The 15,332-nt window shown below is 49.1% G+C and carries 11 protein-coding genes and 1 tRNA gene; 7 read left to right on the plus strand and 5 right to left on the minus strand.

Going from position 1 to position 15,332, the window contains the following annotated elements; all coding sequences use genetic code 11:
• Window positions 1-70: 70 nt before the first annotated feature.
• The 3 genes from B3850_RS05440 to B3850_RS05450 are packed head-to-tail and all read right to left on the minus strand — an operon-like array spanning window position 71 to window position 2,698.
• Window positions 71-1,516, minus strand: coding sequence for a sigma-54 dependent transcriptional regulator (locus B3850_RS05440; RefSeq protein ID WP_053954035.1), 1,446 nt, complete (start codon window positions 1,514-1,516; stop codon window positions 71-73).
• Between the two features lie 21 nt (window positions 1,517-1,537).
• The gene (locus B3850_RS05445; RefSeq protein WP_053954036.1) at window positions 1,538-2,065 is read right to left on the minus strand and encodes a DUF1285 domain-containing protein; all 528 of its coding nucleotides are present in this window, start codon (window positions 2,063-2,065) and stop codon (window positions 1,538-1,540) included.
• Between the two features lie 9 nt (window positions 2,066-2,074).
• A complete protein-coding gene (locus B3850_RS05450; RefSeq protein ID WP_053954037.1) occupies window positions 2,075-2,698 on the minus strand; it encodes a LuxR C-terminal-related transcriptional regulator in 624 nt (207 codons plus the stop codon).
• 203 nt (window positions 2,699-2,901) lie between these two features.
• On the opposite strand from B3850_RS05450, the gene B3850_RS05455 reads away from it, so the two are divergent.
• From B3850_RS05455 to pdxH, 3 genes are read left to right on the plus strand one after another with little or no spacing between them, the layout of a single operon-like run.
• Window positions 2,902-4,599, plus strand: coding sequence for an amidohydrolase (locus B3850_RS05455; RefSeq protein WP_286875753.1), 1,698 nt, complete (start codon window positions 2,902-2,904; stop codon window positions 4,597-4,599).
• The gene (locus B3850_RS05460; protein WP_058577391.1) at window positions 4,599-6,146 is read left to right on the plus strand and encodes a response regulator; all 1,548 of its coding nucleotides are present in this window, start codon (window positions 4,599-4,601) and stop codon (window positions 6,144-6,146) included. Before B3850_RS05455 ends, B3850_RS05460 begins: the two co-directional genes overlap by 1 nt.
• A gap of 30 nt (window positions 6,147-6,176) precedes the next feature.
• A complete protein-coding gene (gene pdxH, locus B3850_RS05465; protein WP_286911497.1) occupies window positions 6,177-6,815 on the plus strand; it encodes a pyridoxamine 5'-phosphate oxidase in 639 nt (212 codons plus the stop codon).
• Here the strand turns inward: pdxH and B3850_RS05470 are convergent.
• Window positions 6,796-7,866: an Ldh family oxidoreductase gene (locus B3850_RS05470; RefSeq protein WP_286875715.1), complete on the minus strand. Its 1,071-nt coding sequence runs from the start codon at window positions 7,864-7,866 to the stop codon at window positions 6,796-6,798. The genes pdxH and B3850_RS05470 overlap by 20 nt on opposite strands.
• Window positions 7,867-7,937: 71 nt before the next feature.
• Between B3850_RS05470 and B3850_RS05475 the strand changes: the two genes are divergently transcribed.
• The 4 genes from B3850_RS05475 to B3850_RS05490 all read left to right on the plus strand — a co-directional run bounded on the left by B3850_RS05475 (window position 7,938) and on the right by B3850_RS05490 (window position 12,010).
• Window positions 7,938-8,981 carry an ATP-dependent 6-phosphofructokinase gene (locus B3850_RS05475; protein WP_286875714.1) on the plus strand — a complete coding sequence of 348 codons (1,044 nt, stop codon included), beginning with the start codon at window positions 7,938-7,940 and terminating at the stop codon, window positions 8,979-8,981.
• 21 nt (window positions 8,982-9,002) lie between these two features.
• Window positions 9,003-9,917, plus strand: a complete 915-nt coding sequence (gene speB, locus B3850_RS05480) for an agmatinase (RefSeq protein ID WP_286875713.1) — start codon at window positions 9,003-9,005, stop codon at window positions 9,915-9,917.
• Between the two features lie 3 nt (window positions 9,918-9,920).
• A complete protein-coding gene (gene speA / locus B3850_RS05485) occupies window positions 9,921-11,831 on the plus strand; it encodes a biosynthetic arginine decarboxylase (protein WP_286911498.1) in 1,911 nt (636 codons plus the stop codon).
• Between the two features lie 103 nt (window positions 11,832-11,934).
• Window positions 11,935-12,010, plus strand: a tRNA-Phe gene (locus B3850_RS05490).
• Between the two features lie 191 nt (window positions 12,011-12,201).
• Here the strand turns inward: B3850_RS05490 and B3850_RS05495 are convergent.
• Entirely contained in the window at window positions 12,202-15,321 is a 3,120-nt protein-coding gene (locus B3850_RS05495; protein ID WP_286911499.1) for an efflux RND transporter permease subunit, read from the minus strand.
• Between the last annotated feature and the right edge of the window lie 11 nt (window positions 15,322-15,332).

Below are 15,332 nucleotides of genomic sequence, written 5' to 3' on the forward strand. Positions count from 1 at the left end.
TGCAAAATGGATGCCAGCAAATTATTGTTTTATTTCAATGAGTTAAGATGTCAAAAAATCGGCGGCAGAGTTAGTCGTCTTTTTGAATACCGTACTTTTTCATTTTCTCGACCAAGGTGGTGCGCCGCATACTGAGTAGCTCAGCCGCTTTCGCCACAACCCAATCGGACTTTTCCAGTGCTTGGGCTATCATGCCGGTTTCAATCTCGCTGAGCATGTCTTTTAGGTTCACACCGTCGTCGGGTAGCTCCGAGTCTAATGAAGCGCTTGTCGACTCCTCGATATCCTCGTCGTCTTCAGAGTCTGAGAAAATAGCGTTCAGTGCTTCACGTTCAAGCACCTCTTCCGGGTAATCGGGGGTCGGACTGCTGTGATCAATATGCTGATACTTAGGAGGTAAGTCAGACACATCAACCAAGCTGTCAGGGTGCATTATGGTCAAGCGCTCAATAAGGTTGGTCAGCTCTCGCACGTTGCCCGGCCAGCGATGATAAGACAAGGATTCCAACGCTCGGTCGGTAAAACGAACTCCTACCCCCTGCTCTTTTTTAAAGCGCTGTGTCAGTTCTTGCATAAGCAGCGGTACGTCTTCCTGACGCTCACGCAGCGCCGGCATCTCAATTGGGAACACATTCAAACGGTAATACAAGTCTTCCCTGAAGTTACCGTCAATAATCATTTGTTCGAGCTCACGGTGAGTGGCTGCTACGACACGAACGTCGGCGGCAATACTTTTAGTACCACCAACCCGTTCGAACGTACGCTCTTGAAGAACACGCAGTAACTTTACCTGCATTGGCATTGGCATATCGCCAATTTCATCCAGAAACAGAGTACCGCCTTGCGCCAGCTCGAAACGTCCTTTCCGAGCGCCTATAGCCCCCGTAAAAGCGCCTTTTTCGTGACCGAATAATTCACTTTCTAACAGGTCACCAGGAATGGCACCGCAGTTCACTGGCACAAAGGGTCCTTTGTGTCGCTGCGACAAATCGTGAACGCCGCGTGCGACCACTTCTTTACCCGTTCCCGACTCGCCAAGAATCAGTACGTTTGCGTCAGAGCCCGCCACTTGCTCAATAAGCTGTCTGACATGCTTCATAGCACGCCCCTGACCAACAAGGGTTTGCTCTAAGTGAGAACGTTTCGGGTGTTCTTTCTTAATCTTACGGCCAGGCATTTGTTGATGGTAGGCCTGACAGTAATGCAGCAGGTTCGATAAACTCGAATAGTCAAAAGAGTCGTCCAGTGGGCCCAGGACGTTCGCTTTTTCCAACGCACTTTGGTGCTCGCTGGCCGCGCAAATAAAAGGCAGGTGTGGAACGTTACTGGCTAAGTCCCTAAGGTTATCAACCCCGGTTCCAGCAATAATGCAGAGCGCTTCAGTCGGGCTGAGATCCAACAATTGCGACGGCTCGACTACTTTGACAGATTCACCAATAAAGGTCAGAACCGTTTCAAAATGTTGTCGGCGCTCAGGTTGCTGCTCAACCAGATAGACTGTTCTTGTTCTTACCATAGACGAATTTACCGCAACGTCCTACTTCATACTGCCCAACACAAAGGTCTCGCCCGCACTGGAAAGAAAATATTCTTCCGCTCCATCGACTTCTCGAGTCTGTGCAATCGATACCCACTGATAAAATACATTTCGATGCACTTTCGCTTCGAGCTCTCTTGGCATCACGACGTAAGGAACACCCTCTTTAATTTGTAACGGATGTTCAGAACTCAAAACAAGAGTATCACCGATATTGGTTGTTAACAGCAAGAGGCTTTCACCATCTTCTGTGCGTTGCTCCCAATCGACCACCATAAAAGGCGCATCATCGACGGTAATTTTCACTTTTTCAGCCGGCGTGATCAAAAAGTAGTCATCGTCTTCTTTTACAAGCACCGAAGCGAAAAGTTTCACAAGCGCCTGCCGCTTAATTTCACTGCCTTGATAATACCAACAGCCGTCGCCGTCAATGCGTATTGGAATTTCTCCACAGTAGGGTGGGTCCCACTGCTCGGTGGGCGCATGTTGATGCTTTTCCAGCTCAGCAATAAGATGGTTTAACGACATACGGAGTTATCAGTCAACTAACTTCTTTTGACGCAGCAAATACCACAGTGTCGCTTCGGTGCGGTTGGACACTTTTATGGCTTTAAATATCGCAGACAAATGCACACGTATCGTGCCTTCGGTAATCCCCAAAATGTTAGCGATTTCTTTATTAGAAAGACCTTGCGCCAGTAACTGCATAATTTCCAGCTGACGTGGCGACAAAAAGCCCTCGGCGCCGCTGGACTTGTCACGAGGCTCATTCAGGTAAGGGTCATCGGGAATGTAACGATCGCCGTTTAGCAATGCGCGAACGGCTAATTTCGCCTGCTCTGCAGTACTGTCTTTCGGTAAATAGCTACGTACCCCTACCGCCAATACCTGGCGCACTTCCGAAATAGAGCGCGGGCGTGTAAATACAACCAAATGCGCCATAGGGGCTTCTTTTTTAATTTTCTGCAGTGCCGGGCGGATTTCAGCGTCCGGTAAATCCATATCCAGGAAAATAAGGTCGTATTTATCGGCCGATAAATAACTTTCAGCGACCTCAAATGAGTCGGCTTCATAAATCGAAGGCTGATTCGCATAGTTTGTTAAAAGTTGTATCAGCCCTGCACGCATAAAAAACTCAGGGTCTATAATGAGAATCTTCATTCCGACGTCCAAATCACTCGTTCTAAAATTAACTTTTAGCATACCTAAAATATAACAGACAGCAAGTATTTCGGTCGGCGATGTTGTCTATCCCAGATGAGTTGTTAGTTTCGTTAACAAAAAGTTTATTATGCTGTCTGGTTTATTCAGGGCAAAAAACGCTATAGTGTGAGTTAAATTAAAAAATAAAGAGTGTTTTGAGTATGTCTTTTTCACGTCGTTTTTCGTTAACGTCAATAGCTACAGCGACTCTTGCCAGCGCGCTTCTAAGCACGGCTGCAGGCGCTGACACCTTATATACCAATGCCAATGGTTATACATTAACCAGCCCAGCCGGAGAAAACGCCGTTTTACAGCAGTTTTCATCAATACTGGTCGACAACGGTAAAATAAAAGCTATTGGTGGTGACGAACTCAACGAACGCTACTCAAGTACGGATGATATCGTCAACTTACAAGGTAAAACCGTTCTCCCAGGACTCATTGACGCACATGGCCATGTGCTGGGCTTGGGTAACAGTTTATTACAAGTCGATTTACGCGACAGCACATCAGTTCAGGACGCGGCTCAGCGAGTTAAACGCTACGCTGACGAACAACAAGCACTGCCGTGGATCACTGGACGCAGCTGGAACCAGGAAAACTGGGAAGAGAAGCGTTTTCCGCGCGCCAGCGACCTTGACGAGTTAGTTAATGAACGCCCCGTTTGGCTAACCCGCGTAGACGGTCATGCCGGCTGGGCTAATTCAGAAGCACTGCGTTTAGCCGGTATTGATAAAGACACCGTGTCTCCTGATGGTGGCGAAATTGTTAAAGACGAAAATGGCGAGCCTACCGGTGTACTCATTGATAACGCCATGCAACTGGTCGAAAAAGTCATACCGGAAGCTAGCTTTGAGCAACAACGACAGGCGTTTCAGCTGGCCTTCGAACATTTAGTCGAGCGTGGTATTACGTCGGTTCACGACGCCGGTATAAGCGCAGATGAAGTATCGGTTTATAAAGGACTACATAATCAAGGACTAATGCCGCTGCGTATTTATGGCATGCTCGCAGCTACAGAGCCTAAACTACCGCAACTTTTGGCTGAGGGCCCTTACCATACCGACGACGACAAGCTAACAATTCGTAGTGTCAAAATATACGCAGACGGCGCTTTAGGAAGCCGCGGTGCGGCGCTTATCGAAGATTATAGCGACGACCATGGTAATCACGGTCTTATGGTGACCTCACAAGAACAAATGATGTCGCTTTACCGGTTAATTATTCCAAACGGATTCCAGGTTAATACACACGCTATCGGTGACCGTGCCAACCGAGTTGTACTGAATAATATCGAAAAAGCCTACGAAACAATGGGTGGCCGTAATTTGCGTAACCGCATTGAACATTCACAAATTGTGCACCCCGATGACCTGCACCGGTTTAAAGAATTGAACTTAGTCGCATCCATGCAGCCAACTCACGCGACCAGTGACAAGAACATGGCGGAAGATCGTTTAGGCAAAGCGCGCATGAAAGGCGCCTATGCCTGGCAGACGTTCCTGCAACAAGGCACTATCGTTGCCTCCGGCTCTGACTTCCCGGTTGAACTTGCCAACCCGTTTTATGGCTTACATGCCGCCGTGACCCGTCAGGATCGTGAAAATATGCCAGAAGGCGGTTGGTATGCCGATGAGAGCATGAGCCGTGCACAAGCACTGCGTTCTTTCACTATTGATGCCGCCTACTCTGCATGGCAGGAGCAGCAACTTGGCTCTTTAGAGCCGGGCAAATGGGCCGACTTTATTATTGTGGACCAGGACCCATTTGCAGTCGACGCTGAAGATATTTGGCGTACAAATGTGCAAGCCACCTATGTTGCCGGTGAACGTGTTTATACGAAGGGAGACAACGACTAATGAGTGATGACTTTCTATTCGCAGAAGACGAAGTAGAGTCAGTCAGCGACGAGGCCGTCGAACCGTACCATATTCTCATTGTCGATGATGATGAAGAAATTCACACGATAACCAAAATGGCACTCAGCGAGTTTCGTCTCGATGGTCGCCCGCTGGAGTTCCATTCGGTTCACTCAGGCAAGGAAGCTATCGCTTTTTTGAATAAAAATCGCGATATTGCCATGATGTTGCTCGATGTGGTTATGGAAACCGACCACGCTGGCTTAGACGTAGCCAAATGGGTGCGCGAAGAATTAAAAAACCGCTTAATACGCATTGTGCTTCGTACTGGCCAGCCGGGTCAGGCGCCAGAAGAAGATGTCATTGCCCGATTTGATATTGATGACTACAAAGAAAAAACTGAGCTGACATACCGCAAGCTGGTCACATTAATGTACTCATGCTTACGCGCTTACCGCGACTTAAACGCTATTGAGCGAAATAAACGCGGACTCGAAAAAGTCATTAATGCCTCAGCGGAAGTGTTTTCAGCGCGTTCAATGCAAGGACTCTGTCAGGGCATTTTAGAGCAGTTGGTCGCATTAATTACTCACAGCGATGACGCCATGTATTGCCGCATTGATGCACTCACCGCCAGCTCAGACACCAACGAGCCCTTTGAAATTATTGGCGGCACTGGGGACTTCGAGCAGGCTGTGGGCGACCCAGTCAATAGCGAAATTGACTGGGATATTGTGCGCCCCATGCAGCAAAGCTCAAAAAACGTCGACTTTCGCATCGTAAACAACAACTATTACGGTCTTTATAAGACCAGTAGCTCACGCCAATATTTACTGTTCATTAAGGGTGTTCGCGACTTGTCTGAGTTGGATCAAAACCTCTTAGGTCTATTTGTGAATAATAGCTCCATTGCCATTGATAACTTACAGGCTACCGAGAGCGAGCGAGAAGCGCAGCGCGAACTTCTGTACAGCGTAGGCGAAGCCATCGAGAAACGCTCTATTGATGAAGTCAGTCACCACGTGAAACGTTCGGCAGAAATGGCTGGACAGCTGGCTATTGCAGCCGGTTGTGACCACGAGCAGGCGCAAGCGTTAAAGCAAGCCGCATCGGTATATGATATTGGTAAAGTGTCGGTGCAGCTGGAGTTAGCGCAACGTGCTGACGCTCTGAGCATTCATGACTATGAAGAGATCATGCAAAAAGTCATACAAGGGCATGATTATTTGCAGCAAACGGATACTGCAGTGGCTAAAATAGCGGCCGGCATCGCGCAGGACATTCATGAACGTTGGGACGGCTCTGGCTTTCCCGCGCAGAAAACCGGCGACGCCATTAATCTCAATGCCCGTATTTTGTCAATAACCAGCCATTACGATGCACTACGCACTCAGCGCAGCTACCGTGATGCGCAGGACGCGGAAGAAGCCGCAGACTATCTGCTGAAACACAGCGGTCAGTTTTTTGACCCAGAGTTAGTCGGCCTTATGCTGGATAACCTGGATGCAATGGAAAAAATCCGCAAGCGTTATCAGGACAATCATTAAGTTATAACAGGTGTAATAAAAGGAACCACTATGGATTTACAGGCCATGCGCCGTGAATACGGTTTAGGCAGTTTGCACCGAGAGCAATTATTTGCCAGCCCGGTTGAGCAGTTCGAACACTGGATGAAACACGCCATTGATAGCGGTGTGCTGACTGACCCAACAGCGATGACGGTAGCAACGGTTAATGCAGAAGGTGTGCCAAGCCAACGCATAGTGTTGCTAAAAGGCTATAACGAGCAAGGCTTTTGCTTTTACACCAATAAAAACAGCCATAAAGGCGACGATATTCGCGGAAACAGTCAGGTTTCGCTGCATTTCGCCTGGCTTGCGCTTGAGCGACAAGTCAGCATTGCCGGTAAAGCAGTGGAATTAAGTGACGAGGAAAACGACGCCTACTTTCATTCACGCCCGAAAGAAAGCCAAGTGGCCGCCCTTGCCTCCCAGCAAAGTCGCCCGGTCGACAGTCGAGATGTGTTAGAAAGCCATTATCAAGCGCTATTAAAAGAGTACGCCGATACCGAAGTGCCACGCCCACGTCACTGGGGTGGATATCGAGTTATACCGGACACCTTTGAATTCTGGCAAGGCGGCAAACACCGCCTTCACGATCGTTATCAGTACACCCGCGATGGCGATGGTTGGCGAATTACCCGGTTGCAACCTTAGGCAGTTCAACTCCACAGAACTCGGCACAACGTTTTAACACTTTAAGTGTCGAGGGTGCGTAGATAACGCCTTTCTTGAGCTGCTCGCGCTTACGGGCAAGGGCAGCTTCGCCCGGCACACGAACCGGTGCGTCGGAGTCAGCAGGAGCGCTGTTGCGCGCATCGTCCAGCAAACTGTCAACTTGCTTCAGAAACTCGCTTTTATCACCAAAGGCTGCCGGGTCAATCACCTGAACCCATACGGTATTTGCATCGCCGTCATCAGCTCCTTGCACACGACCGTATTGTGCCAGCGCCATAGACCAGATTTCACTAAACAAGGTTAAACCGTACCCTTTATAGCCCAATTGCTCGCCACCAAGAGGCGCAATAGCACTGCCCGGCGACTCAAAGAAGCTGAGCGGGTCATCGGTCCATTCACCGTTCGGCTTTATCAATGCTTTATAAGGTAATTTCTCGCCATTGGCTTTTGCCTGGCGCACCTTACCCGCCGCTGTCATCGAAAAGCTGATATCAAACAGCATCGGATCTTTTGAGCTGGGTACCCCCACCGCAAACGGATTCGGCGAAAACACGGCCTCTTTTCCGCCAAACGGTGCCACCGCTCGTTGCCCCGGAGTCGAGCACATTAAATTCACAACCATGCCTTTATCGGTGGCAATGGTTAAATACGCCGCCAGCGAAGCGACATGTTGGCTCCGGCGCAATACCACGGTCCCTGTTCCCGCCTGTTTCGCCATATCGCACGCCGCATTAACCGCTTGCGGAACCACATAAGGTCCCGGCAGAAACTGTGCATCCCAATTTGCGACGGCTGCACGTTCACTTAATACCACAGGCTGCCCTTTTGGCAGGCTTTTTCCGTCTTGTAACCACTGGCAATTATTCAACAATCGAATTAAGCCATGCGTACTAAAACCCAGTAAATCACCTTCTAAAAGATAATAAGCCACATTACGAGCGACCTCGCCCGAAGCCCCGGAATTGGTTAAGCACGACTGCGCCCATTGCGCTAATTCAGAATAATCAAAACGTGACACGTCGGTGTTCATGAAATTTCCTCTTGGTGACGGCTGACAGGTCGTTTAAGCTACGCATAAGACATTATCAAGGAGTACAGATTGTGTCATCTGATAACACAATAAACAGAATAGCATTGATTACCAGCGGCGGTGACGCGCCAGGGATGAACGCCGCCATTCGCGCCGTGGTATTGGCCGCGGAAAATTATGGCATTGAAGTCATTGGTTTTCGCCACGGCTACGAAGGCTTACTGAGCAACGACTTCGTGCGCCTGGACAGGGAAGACGTCGAGCACATTATGCAGTATTCGGGCACCATTATTAAAAGTGCTCGAAGCGAACGCTTTAAAACCGATGAAGGCGGACGCGAAGCGGCAACGAATTTAGACGCGCACCAAATTGACGCTTTTGTCGTTATTGGTGGCGATGGCTCTTTCCGTGGTGCTGACCATTTAGCGAAATTTTGGAACGGACCAGTCATTGGTGTGCCCGGCACTATCGATAATGATCTGTACGGCACCGATCACACTATTGGATATGACACGGCCGTGGAAACCGCTATGGACGCCCTGGATAAAATTCGCGATACCGCAGAAGCCATGGATCGCGTGTTTATTGTTGAAGTAATGGGGCGTAATGCTGGCTATATTGGTATAAGCAGTGCTATGGCAAGCGGTGCAGAGCGTATGATTCTGCCGGAGCTGCAAAAAGACAAACCGTTGACGGTCGAGGCGCTGGTAAAACACATTGAGTCAGTGCAACGTGTTCGCGGAGACTCCAGCTACGTAATGGTGCTGTGTGAAAACCAGTGGCCCGGTGGCGCGGTTCGACTTGCAGAGCAGCTGGAAGATCGTCTTAACTTACCTTGTCGTCCGTGTTTATTAGGACACGTGCAACGCGGTGGTCGCCCCACTGCTATGGACAGAATTTTAGCAACACGTTTGGGCGTTCATGCGGTAGAATTAGTCCGCCAGAATCAGACCCGTGTTATGGCCGGCGTCAGCGCCAATGAGCTAAGTGCAACGCCGCTGTCAGACACCTGGACAAAACGCAAAAAACTGAGCGAAGAGCTCATTAATATTCAACAAAGTCTGTTTAACCCGATTAAGAAGAATCGGCAGAAATCGACGCAAGCCGACGACTAGAAAGAGAGGTCACCAAAGCGCATGCCCGCATTGTCATTACCCGTATCGTTGAACGATCCTATTCGCCCATATTTTGGCGCGGAACACAGTACCGAATTGCATTCGGGTCATACTCATATTTTAGGGTTCGGATTTGACGGCACCGCCTGTTTTCGCAAAGGCACCAAAGAGGGGCCGGATGGCCTGCGCTCGGTTTCTGAAGACATCGAGTCTTACTCGCCGTATTTAGATGCCGACCTTGAAGACCATACCTTTTACGATTTAGGTAATTTGCGACTGGGCTTTGACGATGACGAAGAACAGCAATGGCATCATGCACTGAGTGACTTTAACCAAATTTTTGACAACGTCGACTTAGCCAAAGAAAACATCAAGCTACTGACGTTAGGCGGCGAGCACTCCATTTCCTACGCTCCTATCGTTAAGTATTTAAAGCAATACCCCGACTTGGTTTTGCTGCATTTAGATGCTCACGCTGATTTGCGCGACGGGTTCCTCGGTTACCACTATTCACACGCGTCGATAATTCGTCGCTCGGTGGACCACTTCGGTCCCGGTCACGAGCTTATTCAGTACGGCATTCGTTCCGGCACTCGCGATGAATATCAGTGGATGAAAGAGCACAAAACCATTCGTACATCGCGTCAGGCGTTTTTAGAAAGCGTTGAAGCCATTGCGGCAGACAGACCGGTATATTTGACGTTAGATTTGGATTACTTCGACCCGTCATTTTTCCCGGGCACAGGCACGCCCGAACCAGGTGGCGAAGACTTTCATTCGTTCGTCAGCCTCATGAAAATTCTGCGTCAAAAGAACTTGGTCGGCGCCGACGCTGTTGAGCTTTCACCGCCGATAGACCCTACCGGCAACTCCAATGTATTCGCGGCCAAAGTGGTGCGCGAGCTGTTACTTGTTTTAGAGCGCTCAGGAGCCTAATTAATGTCAGACTGGAATATTGATCAAGCAGAAGAGCTGTATGGCGTTAACCGTTGGGGCGCGGGCTATTTTTCTATTGGTGAAAACGGCAATATCCAAATTCGTCCAAATCATCGACTGCCAGACTTAGCGATTGATATGCAGGAAGTGGTTGAAGAGATAAAAGCCGAAGGCATTGAGCTGCCGGCGGTTATTCGTTTTCACGACATTCTTCGCTCGCAAGTCGAAATTATTAACGAGACCTTTGCCCAGCAAATTCAGGACGCCGACTACAAAGGCAAGTATTGCGGTGTATTCCCGATTAAAGTCAACCAAATGCGTGAAGTGGTTGAAGAAATAATGGATGCTGGTGAACCGTACAACTACGGACTGGAAGCAGGTTCAAAGCCGGAACTTATGGCCGTTATGGCGTATAACGATAACCCAGATGCGCTGACCATACTGAACGGCTACAAAGACAAAGACTATCTGACACTGGCGCTGCTGGGCCGTCAGCTACGCCGTAAGATGATCATAGTCATTGAGAAGTACAGCGAGCTGGAAATGCTGATTCCGCTGGCCAAAGAATTAGGCGTTGAACCTATGATTGGTCTGCGCTCAAAAATGATGGTGAAAAGTGCCGGTAAATGGGCTGGCTCCAGCGGTGACCGCGCCAAATTTGGCCTAAGCATTGCCGAGATACTGAACGTGATTGAACGTTTGCGCCAGGAGGACATGTTGCATTGTGCCAAGCTCTTGCACTTCCATATTGGTAGCCAGCTGTCTGATATTCGTAAGATAAAAGAAGCGGTCAGCGAAGGCGCACGTTTGTACGCCAAGCTCATTCAGGAAGGCGTACCGCTCGAGTACTTAGATATTGGCGGCGGTTTGGGCATTGACTACGACGGCACCAGTACCACCAACGACTCTTCTCGTAATTATTCAACCGAAGAATACGTTGCCGACGTAGTTTGGGGCGTCAAACAGGTGTGTGACTTAGAAGAGGTTCCGCACCCGAATTTAGTCAGTGAAAGTGGCCGCGCAATGACCGCCCACCACAGCTGTGTCGTCACCAACATTGTCGGTGAAATAAAGCCAGCCAGTACCAATTTCGATGTCAGCCCTAGCGAGGACGAGCATATTTTAGTGAAGAATATGCGTGAACTGCACCAGTCGGGTGACCAGTTCCATCCGCAAGAGCGCTATAACGATGCCGCTGGCTACAAGCAGAATGCTTATGAAGCCTTTAAACTGGGTATTTTGTCGCTACAGGAAATGGCGAAGCTGGATACCATGTACTGGCAAATACTGGCAGACATTCATCAGTCGCTGGACAAAGACGCTTATGTTATTCAGGAGCTGGAAGAGCTTGAAGATATGCTCGCCAGCCAGTACTTATGTAACTTTTCTATTTTTCAGTCAGCCGCAGACACCTGGGCCATTGGTCAGGTACTGCCAATAGTGCCTATTTCGCGTTTAAACGAGAAGCCGGAAGTGCGTTGCTCTATTGCTGATATTACGTGTGACAGTGACGGTAAGCTGGGCAAATACATTGAAGGCACCGAAATTAGCGATAACATTCCAATGCACTCTTTGCGTAAGGGCGAAGATTATCATGTCGGGCTATTCTTAACGGGTGCGTATCAGGACGTGATGGGCGACATGCATAACCTCTTTGGCCGACTGACAGAAGTGCACGTATATTGTCACGATGACGAGCGTGGCGACTTCTACATTGAAGAAGTGGTGCCAGGTACTTCCGCTGAAAAAGTACTGCAAACCATGCAATACAATACAGAATACATGGCGAAAGCGGTGAAAAAGCAAATTGACCGTCAGGTTCGAAATGGTGGTCTCGCACCAAGAGCCGGTGTTCGCTGGACAAACTTTTACGAGAAGTGTTTGGCCGGCAGCACCTACTTAAGCGTTGAATAATTCACCAAAACAACCGCTTAATGTGCAATTACTGAGCAAACAGTAAAAAAGGCACGAAAAGCGGTTGACTCGAAACCGAAAAAAACGTTTAATACACGCCGTTGCCCGGATAGCTCAGTCGGTAGAGCAGAGGATTGAAAATCCTCGTGTCGGTGGTTCGATTCCGCCTCCGGGCACCAACTTCTTTCTAAAGCCCTGCACTTAGTGCGGGGCTTTTTCGTTTCTGAGCAACGGATGTAACACGCTTAGTAACACAGGCCTATAACCTGACGTTACCGCCTTCCAAAGCCAAGGCGACGTTCGCGTGAGTTGAGGCAGTTAAAGCTCGCTCATAAAAGCGTGCTCTAACTGCGCTCAATGACCTAACTCTCTATTCTTTAAAACGCTGCACTAAATAATAAAGCGCTGGAAGCACCACCAACGTCAGCAATGTTGACGATACAATACCGCCAATAACCACTGTCGCTAACGGCCGCTGCACTTCGGCACCCACACCGGTATTAAATGCCATAGGGACAAAGCCCAGGCTAGCTACGAGAGCAGTCATCAGTACAGGTCTTAACCGCTGTTGCGCGCCTTCAAACACCGCATCTTTCAATGGCAGTCCGTCGCGCAGCAGTTGCCGTATGAATGTCAGCATGACCACGCCGTTCAAAACCGCCACGCCCGACAGTGCAATGAAGCCGACTGCAGCGGAAATTGATAGCGGCATATCACGCAGCGCTAATGCGAATATCCCGCCGGTCAGCGCTAAGGGAACGCCTGTGAATATGACGAGTGCACTGCTCAGCGAATTAAACGCACTGTATAGCAGGCCAATAATTAATAGCAGCGCTAATGGCACAACCAAACTCAACCGTTGGGAAGCTGATTGCAGCTGTTCAAAGGTACCGTCGTAGTTAACCCAATAACCTGCTGGCAAATCAACCTCAGTCGTTAGCGCATCCTGAACATCTGCCACAAAAGAGCCCAAATCACGATCTTCAACATTCGCACTCACAATAACATTGCGTTTGCTGCTTTCTCGGTTAATTTGGTTCGGTCCACTTTCCAAACTCAATTCGGCGACCTCTCCCAACGGCACATAGCGCAGCTCAGGGTTGCCGGCAGGCAGATCAATAGGCAGTGATTTAAGCTGTTCAATGCTCTTACGCCATTCTTTGTCGAGACGTACCATTAGCTTGAAGCGTTTATCCCCCTCGTAAATAATCCCTGACTGAACTCCACCAACCGCAGCTTGAACTGCTCGCTGTACATCAGCGACTGTTAGGCCTAATAACGCTAAATGATCACGCTTAGGTATAACTGAGAGTGTCGATAAACCGGTCATTTGTTCAACCCGAACATCAGCAGCGCCATCAACGGTGCGAATGACTGCCGCGGCTGAGTCGCCTAACCGTTTAAGCGTTTGCAAGTCATCGCCATAAATACGAACCCCCAAGTCAGCTCGAACGCCTGCAATAAGTTCGTTAAACCGCATTTCAATCGGTTGAGTGAACTCGTACTTATTACCGGGAAGCTCTTGCACAGCAGTTCGTATTTCAGCAACCAGTTGCTCTTTGGTTTTTTCTGGGTTTAGCCAGTCCTCACGCTCCTTTAAAATAATAATGGTATCAGCGACGCTCGGTGGCATCGGGTCGGTCGCAACATCCGGGGTACCAATTTTTGAGAATACCAGTTTAACTTCGTCAAAGCGTGACACCACAGACTCGACATCTTTTTGCATTGCTATAGACTGCTGCAAGCCAGTCCCCGGAATGCGCAAGGCTTGCATGGCAATATCGCCTTCATCAAGCTGTGGCAAAAACTCAGTTCCCATGCGACTCGCCTGAAACATTGATACCGCAAACAGCCCAAAGCCAAGCAAAATAATGACAACTGGAAGCTTCAGTGTTTGCCGTAAAACCGGCTGATACACTTTGCGGGCGGCTCGCATTATTCGGTTTTCACCGTGCTTAATATTGCCACGGACAAATATTGCAATAGCAGCGGGTACAAAGGTAACGCTGAAAATCAGAGCCCCTAAAAGCGCGGCTACGACAGTAAACGCCATGGGATGAAACATTTTGCCTTCAACACCACTTAACGCAAATATGGGCAAGTACACCAGCATAATGATAAGCACACCAAATACCGCAGGGTTAAATACCTCACGAGTACTATGGGTTACTTCAATTAAGCGCTCTTTAGTGGTAAGTACCCGGCCTAAGCGTTGCTGTGCAATTCCAAGCCGTCGCAAAGCGTTTTCAACCACAATGACCGCACCATCGACGATAATACCAAAATCAATTGCGCCCAGGCTCATTAAATTACCAGACACCTTGTTGGCGACCATGCCGCTTACCGCAAACAGCATACTCAAGGGAATAACGCACGCCGTAATCAGTGCTGCACGGACATTTCCAAGCAGAATGAAAAGCACCACAATAACCAGCACCGCACCTTCAAACAGGTTTTTCTCGACCGTTGCAATAGTTTTATCAACGAGAGAAGTACGGTTATACACCGTTTCAATCACCACCCCGTCTGGCAAGCTTCGTTGCACCTCCTCAATTTTATTGGCGACATTCTGTGCAACGATGCGACTGTTTTCGCCAATAAGCATCATGGCCGTGCCCAATACCACCTCGCTCTCGCCCGAGGTTGAAGCGCCAGTGCGTAATTGTTCTCCCAGTTTGACCTCAGCCACGTCACTCACGCGCACCGGTGCATCATCACGTTTTATCACGACCACATCACGAATATCGTCAAGTGTCTTAAGCTGTCCAGGCGAACGCACCAACCATTGCTCACCATTTTTCTCGATATAACCGGCACCAGCGTTTCTATTGTTAAGATCCAATGCTGCCAAAAGGTCCTGCATGGTCACTTTATAGGCCAGCATACGACCGGGGATGGGAGCCACCTGGTATTGCTTTTCATAACCCCCCACACTATTAATCTCGGTAACACCGGGCACCTTGACCAGTTGCGGCTTAATGATCCAATCCTGGATGGTACGCAACTGCTCGGGCGTATACGCCTCGCCATCGGCATTGGTAGCCCCCTCTTTCGCGCGTACTACATAATTAACAATTTCACCAAGGCCGGAGGCTATTGGCCCCATCGTCGGCTCGATACCGTCGGGTACTTCTCCCCTTACCTTTTGCAATCGCTCACTGATTTGCTGTCTAGCCCAGTAAATATCGGTGCCCTCTTCAAACACCACGGTAACTTGCGACAACCCATAGCGTGAGATCGAGCGGGTGTAGTCCAGCTTTGGTAAACCTGCCATCGCGGTTTCCACCGGATAAGAAATACGTTGTTCGGTTTCTAATGGCGAATAGCCTGGCGCTTCTGAATTTATCTGTACCTGAACATTGGTAATATCCGGCACAGCATCGATGGGTAGCTTTAATGTGCTATAAACGCCCGCAGCTGCTACTAACAAAGTTGCGGCAAGCACCAGCCATCGACGCTCAACAGCAAAGCGAATGAGTGCATCTATCATTGTTTACTCTC

The sequence above is a fragment of the Idiomarina sp. UBA4520 genome (assembly GCF_002388365.1).
Classification (GTDB): domain Bacteria; phylum Pseudomonadota; class Gammaproteobacteria; order Enterobacterales; family Alteromonadaceae; genus Idiomarina; species Idiomarina zobellii.

Excerpts from the sequence above, each read along its gene's own strand:
- B3850_RS05440 (WP_053954035.1), bottom strand. The coding sequence starts at position 1,516 with ATGGTAAGAACAAGAACAGTCTATCTGGTTGAGCAGCAACCTGAGCGC.
- B3850_RS05445 (WP_053954036.1), bottom strand. The coding sequence starts at position 2,065 with ATGTCGTTAAACCATCTTATTGCTGAGCTGGAAAAGCATCAACATGCG.
- B3850_RS05450 (WP_053954037.1), bottom strand. The coding sequence starts at position 2,698 with ATGAAGATTCTCATTATAGACCCTGAGTTTTTTATGCGTGCAGGGCTG.
- B3850_RS05455 (WP_286875753.1), top strand. The coding sequence starts at position 2,902 with ATGTCTTTTTCACGTCGTTTTTCGTTAACGTCAATAGCTACAGCGACT.
- B3850_RS05460 (WP_058577391.1), top strand. The coding sequence starts at position 4,599 with ATGAGTGATGACTTTCTATTCGCAGAAGACGAAGTAGAGTCAGTCAGC.
- pdxH (WP_286911497.1), top strand. The coding sequence starts at position 6,177 with ATGGATTTACAGGCCATGCGCCGTGAATACGGTTTAGGCAGTTTGCAC.
- B3850_RS05470 (WP_286875715.1), bottom strand. The coding sequence starts at position 7,866 with ATGAACACCGACGTGTCACGTTTTGATTATTCTGAATTAGCGCAATGG.
- speB (WP_286875713.1), top strand. The coding sequence starts at position 9,003 with ATGCCCGCATTGTCATTACCCGTATCGTTGAACGATCCTATTCGCCCA.
- speA (WP_286911498.1), top strand. The coding sequence starts at position 9,921 with ATGTCAGACTGGAATATTGATCAAGCAGAAGAGCTGTATGGCGTTAAC.
- B3850_RS05495 (WP_286911499.1), bottom strand. The coding sequence starts at position 15,321 with ATGATAGATGCACTCATTCGCTTTGCTGTTGAGCGTCGATGGCTGGTG.